General features: G+C 67.1%; 17 protein-coding genes. 10 read left to right on the forward strand and 7 right to left on the reverse strand.

Annotated features, from left to right (window positions below):
- Positions 1-47: 47 nt before the first annotated feature.
- Both ftsZ and lpxC read left to right on the forward strand, forming a co-directional pair.
- Positions 48-1205 carry a cell division protein FtsZ gene (ftsZ, locus tag PG2T_RS08700; RefSeq protein WP_068804266.1) on the forward strand — a complete coding sequence of 386 codons (1158 nt, stop codon included), beginning with the start codon at positions 48-50 and terminating at the stop codon, positions 1203-1205.
- A gap of 92 nt (positions 1206-1297) precedes the next feature.
- Positions 1298-2209 carry a UDP-3-O-acyl-N-acetylglucosamine deacetylase gene (gene lpxC, locus PG2T_RS08705; RefSeq protein WP_068804268.1) on the forward strand — a complete coding sequence of 304 codons (912 nt, stop codon included), beginning with the start codon at positions 1298-1300 and terminating at the stop codon, positions 2207-2209.
- A 44-nt stretch (positions 2210-2253) separates the two neighbouring features.
- Here lpxC and PG2T_RS08710 read toward each other — a convergent pair whose 3' ends face one another.
- Positions 2254-2931, reverse strand: coding sequence for a DsbA family oxidoreductase (locus tag PG2T_RS08710; RefSeq protein ID WP_068804270.1), 678 nt, complete (start codon positions 2929-2931; stop codon positions 2254-2256).
- Positions 2932-3088: 157 nt separating this feature from the next.
- Here PG2T_RS08710 and infA point away from each other — a divergent pair, with 157 nt between their 5' ends.
- The gene (gene infA, locus PG2T_RS08715; protein ID WP_068804272.1) at positions 3089-3307 is read left to right on the forward strand and encodes a translation initiation factor IF-1; all 219 of its coding nucleotides are present in this window, start codon (positions 3089-3091) and stop codon (positions 3305-3307) included.
- 90 nt (positions 3308-3397) lie between these two features.
- Here the strand turns inward: infA and clpA are convergent, their stop codons facing one another.
- Complete coding sequence (clpA, locus tag PG2T_RS08720) at positions 3398-5680, reverse strand: ATP-dependent Clp protease ATP-binding subunit ClpA (RefSeq protein ID WP_068804274.1); 2283 nt, start codon at positions 5678-5680, stop codon at positions 3398-3400.
- Position 5681: 1 nt separating this feature from the next.
- Positions 5682-6002, reverse strand: coding sequence for an ATP-dependent Clp protease adapter ClpS (clpS, locus tag PG2T_RS08725; protein WP_068804275.1), 321 nt, complete (start codon positions 6000-6002; stop codon positions 5682-5684).
- Between the two features lie 257 nt (positions 6003-6259).
- Here clpS and PG2T_RS08730 point away from each other — a divergent pair, with 257 nt between their 5' ends.
- Together PG2T_RS08730 and argF are read left to right on the forward strand one after the other, a co-directional pair.
- On the forward strand, positions 6260-7423 hold the full coding sequence (locus tag PG2T_RS08730) for an aspartate aminotransferase family protein (protein ID WP_202816292.1): 1164 nt from the start codon (positions 6260-6262) through the stop codon (positions 7421-7423).
- A gap of 11 nt (positions 7424-7434) precedes the next feature.
- Complete coding sequence (gene argF / locus PG2T_RS08735) at positions 7435-8337, forward strand: ornithine carbamoyltransferase (RefSeq protein WP_068804279.1); 903 nt, start codon at positions 7435-7437, stop codon at positions 8335-8337.
- Positions 8338-8350: 13 nt separating this feature from the next.
- Here the strand turns inward: argF and moaC are convergent, their stop codons facing one another.
- A complete protein-coding gene (gene moaC, locus PG2T_RS08740; protein WP_068804281.1) occupies positions 8351-8842 on the reverse strand; it encodes a cyclic pyranopterin monophosphate synthase MoaC in 492 nt (163 codons plus the stop codon).
- Positions 8835-9344: a molybdopterin-binding protein gene (locus PG2T_RS08745; RefSeq protein WP_068804283.1), complete on the reverse strand. Its 510-nt coding sequence runs from the start codon at positions 9342-9344 to the stop codon at positions 8835-8837. The genes moaC and PG2T_RS08745 overlap by 8 nt, the downstream gene beginning before the upstream one ends.
- 66 nt (positions 9345-9410) lie before the next feature.
- Between PG2T_RS08745 and PG2T_RS08750 the strand changes: the two genes are divergently transcribed.
- Together PG2T_RS08750 and PG2T_RS08755 are read left to right on the forward strand one after the other, a co-directional pair.
- Positions 9411-9644 (forward strand): MoaD/ThiS family protein, encoded by a 234-nt coding sequence (locus PG2T_RS08750; protein WP_068804285.1) that lies wholly within the window; start codon positions 9411-9413, stop codon positions 9642-9644.
- A 1-nt stretch (position 9645) separates the two neighbouring features.
- Entirely contained in the window at positions 9646-10086 is a 441-nt protein-coding gene (locus tag PG2T_RS08755; RefSeq protein WP_068804288.1) for a molybdenum cofactor biosynthesis protein MoaE, read from the forward strand.
- A 19-nt stretch (positions 10087-10105) separates the two neighbouring features.
- Here PG2T_RS08755 and ppa read toward each other — a convergent pair whose 3' ends face one another.
- Together ppa and PG2T_RS08765 are read right to left on the reverse strand one after the other, a co-directional pair.
- Entirely contained in the window at positions 10106-10648 is a 543-nt protein-coding gene (ppa, locus tag PG2T_RS08760; RefSeq protein WP_068804290.1) for an inorganic diphosphatase, read from the reverse strand.
- Positions 10649-10798: 150 nt separating this feature from the next.
- Complete coding sequence (locus tag PG2T_RS08765) at positions 10799-12832, reverse strand: sodium-translocating pyrophosphatase (protein WP_068804292.1); 2034 nt, start codon at positions 12830-12832, stop codon at positions 10799-10801.
- Between the two features lie 216 nt (positions 12833-13048).
- Between PG2T_RS08765 and PG2T_RS08770 the strand changes: the two genes are divergently transcribed.
- The 3 genes from PG2T_RS08770 to aroE are packed head-to-tail and all read left to right on the forward strand — an operon-like array spanning position 13049 to position 15519.
- Positions 13049-13699, forward strand: a complete 651-nt coding sequence (locus tag PG2T_RS08770) for an adenylate kinase (protein ID WP_068804294.1) — start codon at positions 13049-13051, stop codon at positions 13697-13699.
- A gap of 7 nt (positions 13700-13706) precedes the next feature.
- Positions 13707-14705: a porphobilinogen synthase gene (gene hemB, locus PG2T_RS08775; protein WP_068804296.1), complete on the forward strand. Its 999-nt coding sequence runs from the start codon at positions 13707-13709 to the stop codon at positions 14703-14705.
- 1 nt (position 14706) lies between these two features.
- Positions 14707-15519, forward strand: coding sequence for a shikimate dehydrogenase (gene aroE / locus PG2T_RS08780; protein ID WP_068804298.1), 813 nt, complete (start codon positions 14707-14709; stop codon positions 15517-15519).
- The last annotated feature ends 13 nt before the right edge of the window (positions 15520-15532 follow it).

Raw genomic sequence — 15532 nt, forward strand, 5'->3', positions numbered from 1 at the left:
CGGGCGGTTCCCGCGGTAAGCTACTGGACACCGGGGGCAGCACGAACATGTTTGAACTTATGGAACCAACCGAACAGAACGCCATCATCAAGGTCATCGGCGTGGGTGGCGGGGGCGGCAACGCCATCGAACACATGCTGCAGCAGCAGATCGACGGCGTGGAATTCATCGTCGCCAACACCGACGCGCAGGTGCTCGGGCGCACGTCTGCACGGACCGTGCTGCAACTGGGTACCGGCCTGACCAAGGGCCTTGGCGCCGGCGCCAACCCGGCCATCGGCGCGCAGGCGGCGATGGAAGACAAGGAACGCATCGCCGACGCGCTCGACGGCGCCGACATGGTGTTCATCACCGCCGGCATGGGTGGCGGCACCGGCACCGGCGCGGCGCCGATCATCGCGCAGATCGCGCGTGAGCTGGGCATCCTGACGGTGGCGGTGGTGACCAAACCGTTCGGCTTCGAGGGCCGCAAGCGCCTCGACATCGCCAACGAGGGCATCGCGGCGCTGGGCAAGCACGTCGACTCGCTGATCATCATCCCGAACGACAAGCTGATCACCGAACTGGACCGCAACTTCCGCCTGACCGAGGCCTTCAAGGCCGCCAATCAGGTGCTGCAAGGCGCCGTGCAGGGGATTGCCGAGCTGATCACCCGGCCGGGTCTGATCAACGTCGACTTTGCCGACGTGCGCACCGTGATGTCCGAGATGGGCATGGCCATGATGGGCTCGTCCAGCGCCAGCGGCGACGGGCGGGCGCGGATGGCCGCCGAGGCGGCCGTCAGCAGCCCGCTGCTGGAAGACATCAACCTGTCCGGTGCGCGCGGCATCCTGGTCAACATCACCGCCGGTCCGGACATGTCGATCGGCGAATTCGAGGAAGTCGGCAACGTGGTGCGGGAACTGGCCTCGGCCGACGCCTGCGTGGTGATCGGCACCGTGATCGATCCGGACCTGAGCGACGAGATGCGCGTCACGGTGGTCGCCACGGGCCTTGATCGCAAGCCCGCGCGCACGACCCAGGAACGCCCGCTGGAGCGCCCGATGGAGGTGGTGCGTGCTGCCACCGGCACCGATCCGTACAAGCGTTACGAGCAGCCGACCGTGATTCGGCAGGAACGCAAGCGTGACCCGGTGCAGGCGTTTCGCGACAGCGACATGGAGTATCTGGAAATCCCGGCCTTCCTGCGCCGACAGGCCGACTGACTGCGCGGCCGGGCTGTCGGCCAGCGATGTAGACTGTGTTACCGGCGCGTGACTGGCGCCGGTGTCACCCCATTCCCAGGACCGGCGACGACGTGATCAGGCAACGCACCCTCAAGAACAGCATCCGCGCCACCGGAGTCGGCCTGCATACCGGGGCGAGGGTTCAACTGGCCCTGCATCCGGCGCCGGTCGATAGCGGCATTCGTTTCCGGCGTGTCGATCTGAATCCGCCGGTGATCATTCCGGCGCGCGCCGACACAGTCGGCGACACCCGCCTGTCGACCACGCTGGAATCCGGCGGTGCGCGGGTTGGCACAGTCGAGCACCTGCTGTCGGCCCTGGCGGGGCTGGGTATCGATAACGCCCTGATTGATGTCGATGCTCCGGAAGTGCCGATCATGGATGGCTCGGCCGGACCGTTCGTGTTCCTCATCCAGTCGGCGGGCATCTGCGAGCAGGACGCCCCGAAATCGTTCCTGCGGGTGCTGCGATCCATCGAGGCGCTCGACGCTGACCGCTGGGTACGTCTGGACCCCTACGAGGGTTTTCGGGTCAGCTTCGAGATCGAGTTCAGCCATCCGGCCTTCGACGCCAAGCCGGCGCAGGCCCTGGTCGATTTTTCGTCGACGGCCTTTCTGCGCGAGATCAGCCGCGCCCGTACCTTTGGTTTCATGCATGAGATCGAGGCCCTGCGCGCCCAGGGGCTGGTGCAGGGCGGCAGCATGAAGAACGCCGTGGTGGTCGACGGGACACGCATCCTGAACGAGGACGGGCTGCGGTATAGGGACGAATTCGTCAAGCACAAGGTTCTGGACGCGATCGGCGACCTGTACCTGCTCGGCTGCAGCCTGATCGGCGCCTTCTCCGGCTACAAGTCGGGTCATGCGCTGAACAACAGGCTACTGCGCGCGCTGCTGGCCGACGCTGCCAATTACGAGATCGTCACCTTCGACTCTGCGCAGGATCTGCCGATTTCCTACATCGAGGCCGCGGCCGCCGCCTGAACTGATGCGGGCGCCGGATTCGGGCGCCCCACAGGCGCGCTGGCCTAGAACCGCCCGGTCTGCCGGGCGCGGGCCAGATCCGCGTACCAGGCATCCAGCCGTTCGGCGGTGATGCGATACCCGAAGGTCGACCACGGATCGCCATGCAGTTGGGCTCGTCCATCGGCGATCAGGATCGGCACCCGCACCACGCCGTAGGCCTTGGCAAGGCCAAGGTCCATCCCGATTTCGATGTCCCGCTGCGAATCCTCGAAATCGCGCAGCCAGGCGTTCACGTCCAGACCCACGTCCCGCGCACAGCGGGTCAGCACATCCGGATCGGCGACGTTGTCGCAGTCGCTCAGGTGGGCCTGCTGCGCCCGATCGAAATAATCCCAGTGGCCCTGCTGGCCAGCCTGTTTTTCGGCCGCCTTGCAGCCACGTTGCGCCGGCATCGAGTACGGGTAATCGAAATCGCGGCTCATCATCAGCTCCGGCCGGATGCGGTGCTCGTGCTCGACCCGCACCGCGTCGCCCCAGTGCTGCAGCACGATTTCGTGTTTTGCGGCCTTCGGATCCGGAAACAAACGCGTGAACAAGGTGCGGTCTGTACCCAGCGGCCAGGCGCGATGAATCACCTCCACCTGAGGATGGGCCGACACAAATGTCCGCAGCCGCTCGGAAGCGTTGAAACACCAGCATGACAGGACGTCATGGAAAAACTCGATCCGCATCGCAAGCATCGAAGGCTCCTTCGGGTCGCCGGGCTGAAGATGCCGGTGATAGTGGCCCCCTGAGCCGCTGCGCACAAGAACTGTGGAGTCAGGCCACACCCGCGGTTGAGGCATTACCCCCAGCCGCATACAATCCGGCGTTTACCGAAAGGCTGTCGAGAACTGAATGGCAAAGGAAGAAGGCATTGAAATGCAGGGGACGGTGGTGGAAACCCTGCCGAACACGACCTTTCGTGTGCGATTGGAGAACGGCCACGTCGTCACCGCCCACATCTCCGGAAAAATGCGCAAGCACTACATCCGCATCCTCACCGGCGATCAGGTGACCGTATCGCTGACGCCCTACGACCTGAGCAAGGGCCGCATCACCTACCGGGCGCGCTGACCAGCCTCAGCCGGTCCCACACCCGCATACGCCGAACGCCTGCGTTCCGGCCCAGCAAAATGGCCGGCGCATACCGGCCGCCAAACGCCGCTAGGCTTCCTCTTCCGCAACCCGCGCCGGGCGGGCCGGCGCCGGCTCGCACTCGATTTTCAGCTCCCCGTCCACGCAGCCGACACTCACCAGACCGCCGTGGACCAGCTTGCCGAAAAGCAACTCGTCCGCCAGTGCCCGGCGAATCTTGTCCTGTATCAGGCGCGCCATGGGACGGGCGCCCATCTTGGCGTCGTAGCCGTGCTCGGCCAGCCAGGCACGGGCATCCTCGTCCACCTCGATGGTCACGCGGCGGCCTTCGAGCTGGCTTTCCAGTTCGATGATGAACTTGTCCACCACGCTCGAAATGGTTTCCGGGGCCAGGCCGTGGAAACGCACGACCCCATCCAGGCGGTTGCGGAACTCCGGCGCAAACAGGCGGTTTATGGCCTCCATGTCGTCGCTGCTGTGGTCCTGCTTGGTAAAGCCGACCGACGCACGCGCGGTCATTTCGGCGCCGGCATTGGTGGTCATGATGATCACCACGTTGCGAAAATCCGCTTTGCGGCCGTTGTTGTCGGTCAGCGCGCCGTGGTCCATGACCTGCAGCAGCAGGTTGAACACGTCCGGGTGGGCCTTTTCGATCTCGTCCAGCAGCAGCACCGCATGCGGGTGCTTGTTGATGGCTTCGGTCAGCAGGCCGCCCTGGTCGAAACCGACGTAGCCCGGCGGCGCGCCGATCAGGCGTGACACGGTGTGTCGCTCCATGTACTCGGACATGTCGAAGCGGATCAGCTCGATGCCCAGCGCCAGCGCCAGTTGACGGCTCAGTTCGGTCTTGCCAACGCCGGTCGGGCCGGCGAACAGGAATGAGCCGATCGGCCGCGTCTGCGGGCCAAGACCTGACCGCGCCATCTTGATGGCGGCAGTCAGGGTATCGATTGCCTCGTCTTGGCCGAAGACGGTCATCTTCAGGTTTCGGTCCAGCGTGCGCAGCTTCTCCATGTCGGTGCTGGACACCTGCTTGGGCGGAATGCGGGCGATGCGCGCCACCACCTGCTCGACATCGCCGACGCCGATGACTTTCTTGCGCTTGCTCGGCGGCAGCACCCGCTGCGCGGCGCCAGCCTCGTCGATGACGTCGATGGCCTTGTCCGGCAGGAAGCGCTCGTTGATGTACCGCGCGGACAACTCGGCCGCCGCCGACAACGCCGCGTTGGTGTAACGCACGTTGTGATGCTGCTCGTACTGCGTGCGCAGGCCGCGCAGGATCTGCACCGTCTCGGGCACGCTCGGCTCGCCGACGTCGATTTTCTGGAAGCGCCTGGACAGCGCCCGGTCCTTCTCGAAGATGCCGCGGTATTCCTGATAGGTGGTCGAACCGATGCACTTGAGCTCGCCGGACGCCAGCACCGGCTTGATCAGGTTGGATGCATCCATCACGCCACCGGAGGCCGCGCCGGCACCGATGATGGTGTGGATCTCGTCGATGAACAGGATCGAGCCCGGGTCCTTCGACAGATCCTTGAGCACGGTTTTCAGACGCTTCTCGAAATCGCCGCGGTACTTGGTGCCGGCCAGCAGGGCGCCCATGTCCAACGAATACACGGTGCACTCGGCGAGCGCATCCGGCACCTCATGGTCCACGATGCGCTTGGCCAGTCCCTCGGCCAGCGCGGTCTTGCCGACGCCGGCCTCACCCACGAACAGCGGGTTGTTCTTGCGCCGCCGGCACAGGATCTTCATGGTCCGCTCGATCTCGTCGGCACGGCCGATCAGCGGGTCGATACGGCCCTGACGCGCCTGCTCGTTCAGGTTGACCGCGAACTTGTCCAGCGCCGACTTGGCGCCCCCATCGCCCTGCGCTTCGTCTTCCGGGCTGGCAGGGGACTCGTTTTCTTCGCCTTCGTTCACTTTGGATATGCCGTGTGCAATGTAATTGACCACGTCCAGCCGGCTGATGCCCTGCTTGCCCAGCAGGAACACGGCATGCGACTCCTTCTCGCTGAAAATCGCCACCAGCACGTTGGCGCCGGTCACCTCGCGCTTGCCCGAGGCCTGCACGTGAAACATCGAGCGTTGCAGCACGCGCTGGAAGCCGATGGTCGGCTGCACGTCGCGTTCGTCGCCTTCCGGCAGCAGCGGCGTGTTCTTGTCGATGAACGCGCCAAGTTCCCGTCGCAGGCGGTCGATGTCACCGCCGCAGGCGCGCAGCACCGACGCCGCCGAGGGGCTGTCGAGCAACATTTGCAGCAAATGCTCGACGGTCATGAATTCCTGACGCTTCTCGCGGGCCTGTCGAAAGGCCTGGTTCAGGGTGAATTCGAGTTCGTGACTGAGCATGTCAGGCTACTTCCATATCGCATTGCAGGGGATGTTCGTTCTCGCGTGAGTACTGCACAACCTGTGCCACTTTGGTCTCCGCAATCTCGCGTGTATAGACGCCACAGACGCCCTTGCCGCGGGTGTGGACGTGCAGCATGACCTGCGTGGCGCGCTCGCGGTCCAGGCCGAAGAAGCGCTCCAGCACGTGCACCACAAACTCCATCGGCGTGTAGTCGTCGTTGAGCAACACCACCGTGTACAGCGGTGGCTGGGCCACTTTGGGCTTGGCTTCGCGGACGTCGAGTGCGCCGTCGTTGCCGCGTCGTTCCCCGTTACTCATTCGAAATCACTGCCACGTATTGCAGCGGATGGCGCCGCCACGCTGTTATCGCCCCGGCTGCGCCGCCGACACGGCAGCACGTTTCGAAAATGGGCCTCGACGCAATGCTGAAGTCGCGCCTGCGCCTTGTCAACACAGCGTTTGAAAGCCTTGTCAAGGAAAATATGGTGCTAGACTTTTGGTTTCTCAAGACAGCCGCTTTGTCGGCTGTTTTTGCTTTCTGGGGTAGTGAAATGTCTGGCCAGGATGCGGCCCTGATGGCCACCTATGCTCGCCAGCCGGTGGCGTTCGACCGCGGCGCCGGCGTCTGGTTGTGGGACACGCACGGCGAGCGCTATCTGGACGCCCTGTCCGGCATTGCGGTGTGTGGACTCGGGCACGCCCATCCGGAAGTGGCGCGGGCCATCGCCGAGCAGGCCGCCACTTTGGTGCATACCTCAAACCTCTACCAGGTGCCGCTTCAGGCACGACTGGCCGAGCGCCTGACCGCGCTGTCCGGAATGCAGCAGGCATTCTTTTGCAATTCCGGCGCCGAGGCCAACGAAGCGGCGATCAAGATCGCCCGCAAATATGGGCACGCACGCGGCGTAGCCGTGCCGACGGTCGTGGTGGCCGACGGCAGTTTCCACGGCCGCACGCTGGCCACGCTGAGCGCCACCGGCAGCCGCAAGGTGCAGGCCGGCTTCGAGCCGCTGGTGCAGGGTTTCACCCGCGTGCCGTATGACGATCTGGACGCGCTGCGCCGGGTGGCCGAGCACCAGCGCGATGTGGTGGCAGTACTGCTCGAACCGGTGCAGGGCGAAGGCGGCATCCGTCTGCCGTCGGCCGACTATCTGGCCGGCGTGCGCGCCCTGTGCGATCAGCATGACTGGCTGCTGATGCTGGACGAAATCCAGACCGGCATGGCGCGCAGCGGCCGCTGGTTCGCCTTTCAGCACACCGGCATCCGGCCGGATGTGATGACCTTGGCCAAGGGCCTGGGCAATGGCGTGCCGATCGGTGCCTGCCTGGCCGGCGGCAAGGCCGCCGACGTGCTGCAGGCGGGCAATCACGGCAGCACCTTCGGCGGCAACCCGCTGGCCTGCCGGGCAGCGCTGACCACGCTGGACATCATCGAACGCGACGGGCTTGCCCAGCGCGCTGCGCAGTTGGGCGCGTATTTGCTTCAGGCACTGCGCGAGCGGCTGGCCGCTTGTCCCGGGGTGGTCGAGGTGCGCGGCCTGGGGCTGCTGATCGGCATCGAGCTCGACCGACCATGCGCCGCACTGGTGCGACAGGCGCTCGAAAAACACCTGCTGATCAATGTCACCGCCGAGCGGGTGGTGCGCCTGCTGCCGCCGCTGGTGATGAGCGACGACGAGGCTGAGCTGCTGCTGGACACCCTGTGCCCGCTGATCGTCGAGTTCTGTGCTGAGAATTGAGAAGCTTCGTCATGGCCGCACGGCATTTCCTGACCCTGACCGATCTGACGCCGGCCGAGCTGGCCACGCTGATGGCCCGTGCCGCCGAGCTGAAGGCTGCCCACCGCCGCGGCGAGCGCGCCACGCCCTACGCCGGCAAGGTGCTGGCGATGCTGTTCGAGAAGTCCTCGACCCGCACCCGGGCCTCGTTCGAGGCCGCCTGGACGCACCTTGGCGGGCACACCATGTTCCTGTCGCCTCGCGACATCCAGCTCGGTCGCGGCGAGACGGTCGAAGACTCGGCCCGCGTGCTGTCGCGGATGGTGGACGTGCTGGTGGTGCGCACCTTCAGCCACGAGCGCCTGGAGCTGTTCGCCGCCCACTCGGCGGTGCCGGTCATCAACGCGCTGACGGACCGTTTTCACCCCTGCCAGCTGCTGGCCGACATCCTGACCTGGATCGAACGCCACGGCGACGTCCGCGGTCGCAGCGCGGCCTTCGTGGGCGATGGCAACAACGTTTGCCAGTCGTGGATGGAAGCGGCCCGGCTGTTCGGTTTCAACCTGCGCGTTGCGGCACCGGCCGGCTACCAGCCGGAGGCCGCACTTCAGGCCGCCTACACCGACTGCGTACAGGTGCTGGACGACCCGCCCGCAGCCGTGGCCGGCGCCGACGCCGTCATCACCGACGTGTGGGCCAGCATGGGCCAGGAAGACGAGGCCGCCGCGCGTGTGCAGGCATTCGCGGGCTTCCAGGTGAATGCGCCGCTGCTGGCGCAGGCGGCGCCGGGAGCGATCTTCATGCACTGCCTGCCGGCACACCGCGGCGAGGAGGTCAGCGCCGACGTGATCGACGGGCCGCAAAGCGTGGTCTGGGACGAGGCGGAAAACCGCCTGCACGCGCAAAAGGCGCTGCTGGAACTGCTGCTGGGTTGAGACGCCCTCGGCCTTATTCCCCCGCCGATTCCACCCGGCGCCAGACCCCGGACTTGCCGCCGTGCTTCTCGATCAGGCCGATGTCGGTCAGGGTCATGCCCCGGTCGACCGCCTTGCACATGTCGTAGATCGTCAGCAGCGCGATCTGCACCGCCATGAGTGCCTCCATCTCGACGCCGGTCTGCCCGCCGGTGCGCACCTTTGCGCGGCATATCACCGCCGGCGGCGTGTCCTGCAGCTCGAAGTCGATGCTGACGGCGGTCAGCGACAGCGGATGGCACAGCGGAATCAGTTCGGCGGTGCGCTTGGCGGCCATGATGCCGGCGACGCGGGCGATGCCCAGCACGTCGCCTTTCCTGTGATCGCCGGCCCGAATCCGCGCCAGCGTGTCCGCCTGCATCAGGATGCGCCCGCCGGCCACTGCCTCGCGCTGTGTGACCGGCTTGTCGCCGACGTCGACCATGTGCGCCTCTCCGCGCCGGTTGAAGTGCGTGAGCTCACTCATCGACGAGCAACCCTGCCAGGCTGCACGGGCGCGTGGTGCTGTCCAGCTGCGGGATGACCAAGCGCTGCATCGCCAGCCGGCTGCCGTTTTCCGAACCCGGCAGCAGGAACAGCAGCTTGCCGCCGGCCAGTCCGGCGCTGGCGCGCGACAACATGCCGGAGCTGCCGATCTCCTGCAGCGACAGCACCTGAAACAGCGCGGCGAAACCGGGGATGTCGTGCCCGATCAGCGGTGCCGCGGCCTCCGGCATGCAGTCGGTGATGCCGGTGCCGCCGTTTGAAATCACCACGTCGATGGCCGGATCGGCAAGCCAGCCGTGCAGGAATTCGCGCATGAGCGGCGCGTCGCCGTGGCGGATGGCGGATGCGCCGATGCGGTGACCGGCAGCGAGCAGCTGCGCGCGGATCAGGTCGCCGGTGCTGTCATCCGCGCGAGTGCGGCGGTTGGAGTAGGTGAGGACCGCCACGCGCAGGCTGCGCGCGGTATCGCTGGCTTTGCTCATGACAGGACGAACGCGATCGGTAAGCGGGTCGCTATTATGGTGTGCCCTGCCCCGGACGTTTCGACCATGACCATCCAAGTGCGCTTTTTTGCCAGTCTGCGCGAGGCGCTCGGCCGCGACGGCGCCGACATCGCCCTGCCGGCCGGCGCCCGGATTGCGGACGTATGGTGCGCGGTGACGGGCACCCAGGCCTTGCCGGCCGGCATCCTGTGCGCGGTCAATCACGATTACGCCGCCCCGGATGCGGCGGTGCGCGACGGCGACGAAGTGGCGTTTTTCCCGCCGGTCACCGGAGGCTGAGGTGAGTGTCGAGCTGGTCGCAGGAGCATTCGATCCGTGGGCGCGCCTGGCCGCCCGGCAGGCGGCCCACAGCGGTGCGGGCAGCGGCGCCTGCGCGGTGTTCGTCGGCACGATGCGCGATTTCAACGACGGCGACAGCGTGCGCACCATGACGCTCGAACACTATCCGGGCATGACCGAGCGGGCGCTGGCCGGCATCGCGGACGAAGCCCGGACGCGCTGGTTGCTGAACGATGTGCTGATCGTGCATCGCGTGGGGCCGATCGAGCCTGGCGATGCCATCGTGCTGACCGCCGCCTGGTCGGCGCACCGCGAGGCGGCGTTTACCGCTTGTCGCTACCTGATCGAGGAGCTCAAGCACCGGGCGCCGTTCTGGAAGAAGGAATCCCTGGCTGATGGCGGCAGTCGCTGGGTGGCGCGCAATACGCCGGCCGGGGGTTGACGCGCCCGGGCCAATCAGCTCAGGCGTGGCCGGGGGTGTTCGTGTAACGCTGCAGGGCCTCGGTGATGAGGGTCTTTGCCGCCGCCGCGTCGTCCCAGCCGTCCAGCTTCACCCACTTGCCTTTCTCCAGGTCCTTGTAGTGCTCGAAGAAATGGCCGATGCGCTCGAGCCAGTGCGGCGAAACCTGGGCGATGTCGTGAATGTGCGAGTAGCCGGCAAACACCTTGTCGTCGGGCACCGCCAGAATCTTCTCGTCCGCGCCAGCCTCGTCGGTCATGCGCAGCACGCCCACCGGCCGGCAGCGGATCACGGAGCCTGGAATCAGCGTCAGCGGCAGGATCACCAGCACGTCCGCCGGATCGCCGTCGCCGCACACGGTGTGCGGGATGTAGCCGTAGTTACACGGGTAGCGCATGGGCGTGGACAGGATGCGGTCCACGAAGATCGCGCCGGAAGCCTTGTCGACCTCGTACTTGACCGGCTCGGAATCCTTGGGGATTTCGATGATGACGTTGATGTTGTGCGGCAAATCGCCGCCGGCGGGGACCAGATCCAGGCCCATTGCGTACTCCTTGCAGGTAGCGGGGGACATCGAAGGGGGCGCAAGGATACTGGCACGGCGGTTACGGTGCTGCGTCCGGCCGTATGAAACGAAAACGCCCTCGCCCCCTATGGAGGGGCGAGGGCGCGTCAAGACACCCTGGCTGTTGGCCTAAAGCAACGGCACCAGCAGCAGGGCCACGATATTGATGATCTTGATCAGCGGGTTGATGGCCGGACCGGCGGTGTCCTTGTAGGGATCGCCCACGGTGTCGCCGGTGACGGCCGCCTTGTGGGTTTCCGAACCCTTGCCGCCGTAGTGGCCTTCCTCGACGTACTTCTTGGCATTGTCCCAGGCGCCGCCGCCGGTGCACATCGAGATGGCCACGAAAAGACCGGTCACGATGGTGCCGATCAGCAAACCGCCCAGCGCCTTCACGCCGGCACCGGGCCCCATCAGGTAGTTCATGCCAAAGCCGACCAGCACCGGCACCAGGATCGGCAGCAGCGAGGGCACGATCATTTCCTTGATGGCGGCCTTGGTCAGCATGTCCACGGCCCTGGAGTAGTCCGGCTTGGCCGTGCCCTCCATGATGCCGGGGATTTCCTTGAACTGGCGGCGCACTTCCACCACCACCGAACCGGCCGCGCGGCCGACCGCTTCCATCGCCATGGCGCCGAACAGATACGGCACCAGGCCGCCGATGAACAGGCCGATGATGACTGCCGGATCCGACAGGCTGAACACCTGCAGCTTGCCGATCGCGTCGAGGTTGGCCGTGTAGTCGGCAAACAGCACCAGCGCCGCCAGGCCGGCCGAGCCGATGGCGTAACCCTTGGTCACCGCCTTGGTGGTGTTGCCGACGGCGTCCAGCGCGTCGGTGATGGTGCGCACGTTGCCGGGCAGACCAGCCATCTCGGCGATGCCGCCACCGTTGTCGGTGATCGGGCCGTAGGCGTCCAGCGCCACGATCATGCCGGTCATCGACAGCATGGCGGTGGCGGCGATGGCGATGCCGTACAGGCCGCCCAGCTGATACGAGGCGCCAATGGCGACGCACACGGCCAGCACTGGCAGTGCCGTCGAGCGCATGGACACCGCAAGACCGGCAATGACGTTGGTGCCATGGCCGGTCTGCGAGGCCGCGGCGATACCGCGCACCGGCCCGTACTCGGTCGCCGTGTAGTACTCGGTGATGACCACCATGGCGGCGGTCAGCGCCAGACCGATCAGGGAGCAGTAGTAAAGACTCATCGCCTGCTCGCCCAGTAGCGCGGTGGAAATCGGATAAAACGCCACGGCAGCGAGCACGCCCGACACGGCCACGCCCCGGTACAGCGCGTTCATGATCTTGCCGCCGTCGCTGACCTTGACGAAGAACGTGCCGGCGACCGAGGCGACGATGGAAACGGCGCCCAGCAGCAGCGGGTACAGGACGGCGTTGATGCCAAGCGCCTGCATGGTCAGGCCGGCCAGCAGCATGGTCGCCACCAGCGTCACGGCGTAGGTCTCGAACAGATCCGCCGCCATGCCGGCACAGTCGCCGACGTTGTCGCCGACGTTGTCGGCGATCACCGCCGGGTTGCGCGGATCATCCTCGGGGATGCCGGCCTCGACCTTGCCCACCAGGTCGGCGCCCACGTCCGCGCCCTTGGTGAAGATGCCGCCGCCCAGCCGGGCAAAAATCGAAATCAGCGAGCCACCAAAGGCCAGGCCCACCAGCGAATGCAGCGCGTGGTCCGCGTCCGTCACCTGCAGCATCGCCAGGTAGTAGCCGGCCACGCCCAGCAGGCCCAGGCCGACCACCAGCATGCCGGTGATGGCGCCGCCGCGAAACGCCACCTGCAGCGCCGGATTGAGGCCGATGCTGGCGGCGTGCGCCGTGCGCACATTGGCGCGCACCGATACGTTCATGCCGATGTAGCCGGTCAGGCCGGACAGCACCGCACCGACCGCGAAGCCGCCCGCGGTCGGCCAATCCAGGGCCAGGCCCAGCACCGCGAACAGCACCACGCCGACCACCGCGATGGTCGTGTACTGGCGGTTCAGGTAAGCCTGCGCACCGGCCTGGATGGCGGCGGCGATTTCCTGCATGCGCGCATTGCCGGCCGGCTGCGCGACGATCCAGCGCACGGCCAGCAGGCCGTAGACGATGGCCACTGCGCCCGCTGCAATCGCGAGCCACAGAGCGAGGTCGATGGTCATGAACTTCCCCCCTTTATGATGTATCAAGGTCCAGGCAGGCCCGCCGCGGCAGGCACTGTGCACAAAAGGCGCCGGATTATAGCCTCAAGCCCCCGCCGCACCGGCGCGCGTTTGACGTCGCGCCGACCGATACCTTAGCTTTCCCCGGCTTGATGTCCATATCCCGCCCGATGCGGCGGTGTGTGCCTCCCTTCACTGCGTCTTAAAGGATTTCTCATGCGAGTCGTGATGCTCGGCGCCCCCGGGTCCGGCAAAGGCACCCAGGCCAAGCAACTGGTGCAGACCTATGGCGTGCCGCAACTGTCCACCGGCGACCTGCTGCGCGCGGCCGTCAAGGCCGCCAGCCCGGTTGGTCTGCGCGCCAAGGCCGCCATGGACGCGGGCAAACTGGTGTCGGACGACATCGTGCTGGGCCTGATCGAGGAACGGCTGGACGGGCCGCAGGGTCTGCGCGACTTCATCCTGGATGGATTTCCGCGCAACCTGGCGCAGGCCGAGGCGCTCGGCGCGCTGCTCAACCGGTTGGGCCTGCCGCTGCAGGCGGCCATCCTGATCGACGTCAGCGCCGAGGAGCTGAAACGGCGCATCGCCGGCCGGCGTACCTGCCGCGACTGCGGCGCCATCTACAACGTCTACACCGCCCCGTCGGCGACCGAGGGCGTGTGCGATCTGTGCGACGGGGAAACCTTTCAGCGCAGCGACGACAACGAGACCACCGTCGCGCAGCGCCTGGCCACCTACGAGGCCGAAACGGCGCCCTTGATCGGCTATTACCGCGAGCGCGGCCTGCTGCACAGCGTGCCCGGCGAGCAGCCGGTGGAAGCCATCTTTGCGGCGCTGCGCGCCATCGTCGACGGCCTTGCCTGATCCGCACGTGAGCGAGCGCAATTACCCCGCGACCCGCCTGCGCCGCCTGCGCCGCCATGGCTTTTTGCGCGAACTGGTGCGCGAGGCGCGCCTGGCGCCGGCCGATCTCATCTACCCGGTGTTCGTGCTGGACGGCAGGGGGCGGCGCGAGCCGGTGGTGTCCATGCCGGGCGTGGAGCGGCGCAGCATCGACCTGCTGGTCGAGCATGCCCGCGCGGCAGTCGATCTGGGAATTCCGGCGCTGGCGCTGTTTCCGGTCATCGATCCGGTCCGCAAGTCCGCCGACGCAGCCGAAGCCTGGAACCCGGACGGCCTGGTGCCGCGCGCCGTGCAGGCGCTCAAGTCCGCCCTGCCGCAGCTTGGCGTCATCACCGACGTGGCGCTCGATCCGTACACCTCGCACGGCCAGGACGGCCTGATCGACGCCGACGGTTACGTGCAAAACGACCTCACCGTCGCGGCTCTGGTGCGCCAGGCGGTGTGCCAGGCCCGCGCCGGGGCCGACGTGGTGGCGCCATCCGACATGATGGACGGGCGCATCGGCGCCATCCGCAAGGCGCTGGAGCGCGAGGGGCTGGTCAACACCGCCATCCTCGCCTACTCGGCCAAGTACGCGTCGGCCTTCTACGGGCCGTTCCGGGATGCGGTCGGTTCGGCGACCAATCTGGGCGGCGCCGGCAAGCACAGCTACCAGATGGACTGCGGCAACAGCGACGAGGCCCTGCACGAGGTGGCGCAGGATCTGGCCGAAGGCGCCGACATGGTGATGATCAAGCCCGGCCTGCCGTACCTGGACATCGTGCGGCGGGTGAAGGAGCGCTTCGGCGTGCCTACCTTCGTCTATCAGGTCAGCGGCGAGTACGCCATGCTCAAGGCCGCCGCGCAGAACGGCTGGCTGGACGAGCGCGCGGTGGTGCTGGAGACGCTGCTGGCCTGCCGGCGCGCCGGCGCCGACGGCATCCTGAGCTACTTCGCCCTCGACGCCGCCGGCTACCTGCAGGGCTGACATGGACCGCTACGCCGTGTTCGGCCACCCGGTCGGCCACAGCAAATCGCCGCAGATTCACGCCGCGTTTGCCGCCCAGACCGGGCAGAGCCTCAGCTACGAGGCGATCGACGCGCCTCCGGATGGCTTCGCCGAGGCGCTGCGGGACTTCATCGAGCAGGGCGGGCGGGGCTGCAACGTCACGGTGCCGTTCAAGGACGAGGCCTATCGTCTGGCGGACCGCTGCGATGCATTGGCCGGGCAGGCGCAGGCGGTCAACACGCTGCGGGTCGAGCCGGGCGGGCGCCTGGCCGGCTTCAACACCGACGGCATCGGACTGCTGCGCGACCTGACGCAGAACCTCGGTCTCGTGCTCGCCGGCCGGCGCGTGCTGCTGGTCGGTGCCGGCGGTGCTGCGGCCGGCATCGTCGGTCCGCTGCTGGCCGCGGGCATCGCGCAGCTGGTGATCGTGAACCGCACGCCGCAGCGGGCCGGCGACCTTGCACGACGCTTCGCCGCCCACGGGCCGGTCCGCGCCGCGCCCCTGCAGGCGCCCGGCAGCGGTTTCGATCTGGTACTGAACGCCACCGCCGCCGGTCTTGGCGGTCGGGCGCCCGATTTGCCTGTGGCCGTGTTCAGCCCGGAAACGGTGGCCTACGACCTTGTTTACGGCCCCGCCGCCGGGCCGTTTCTGGCGCTCGCCCGGCAGGCCGGGGCAGGTGCCTGCCACGACGGCCTCGGCATGCTGGTTGAGCAGGCGGCGGAAGCCTTCTGGCTGTGGCGGGGTGTGCGCCCCGCCACAGCGCCGGTCATCGCCGCCTTGCGCGGCGCCTGAGGAATCGCTGCAT

The organism is Immundisolibacter cernigliae, from assembly GCF_001697225.1.
GTDB classification, from domain to species: Bacteria; Pseudomonadota; Gammaproteobacteria; order Immundisolibacterales; family Immundisolibacteraceae; genus Immundisolibacter; species Immundisolibacter cernigliae.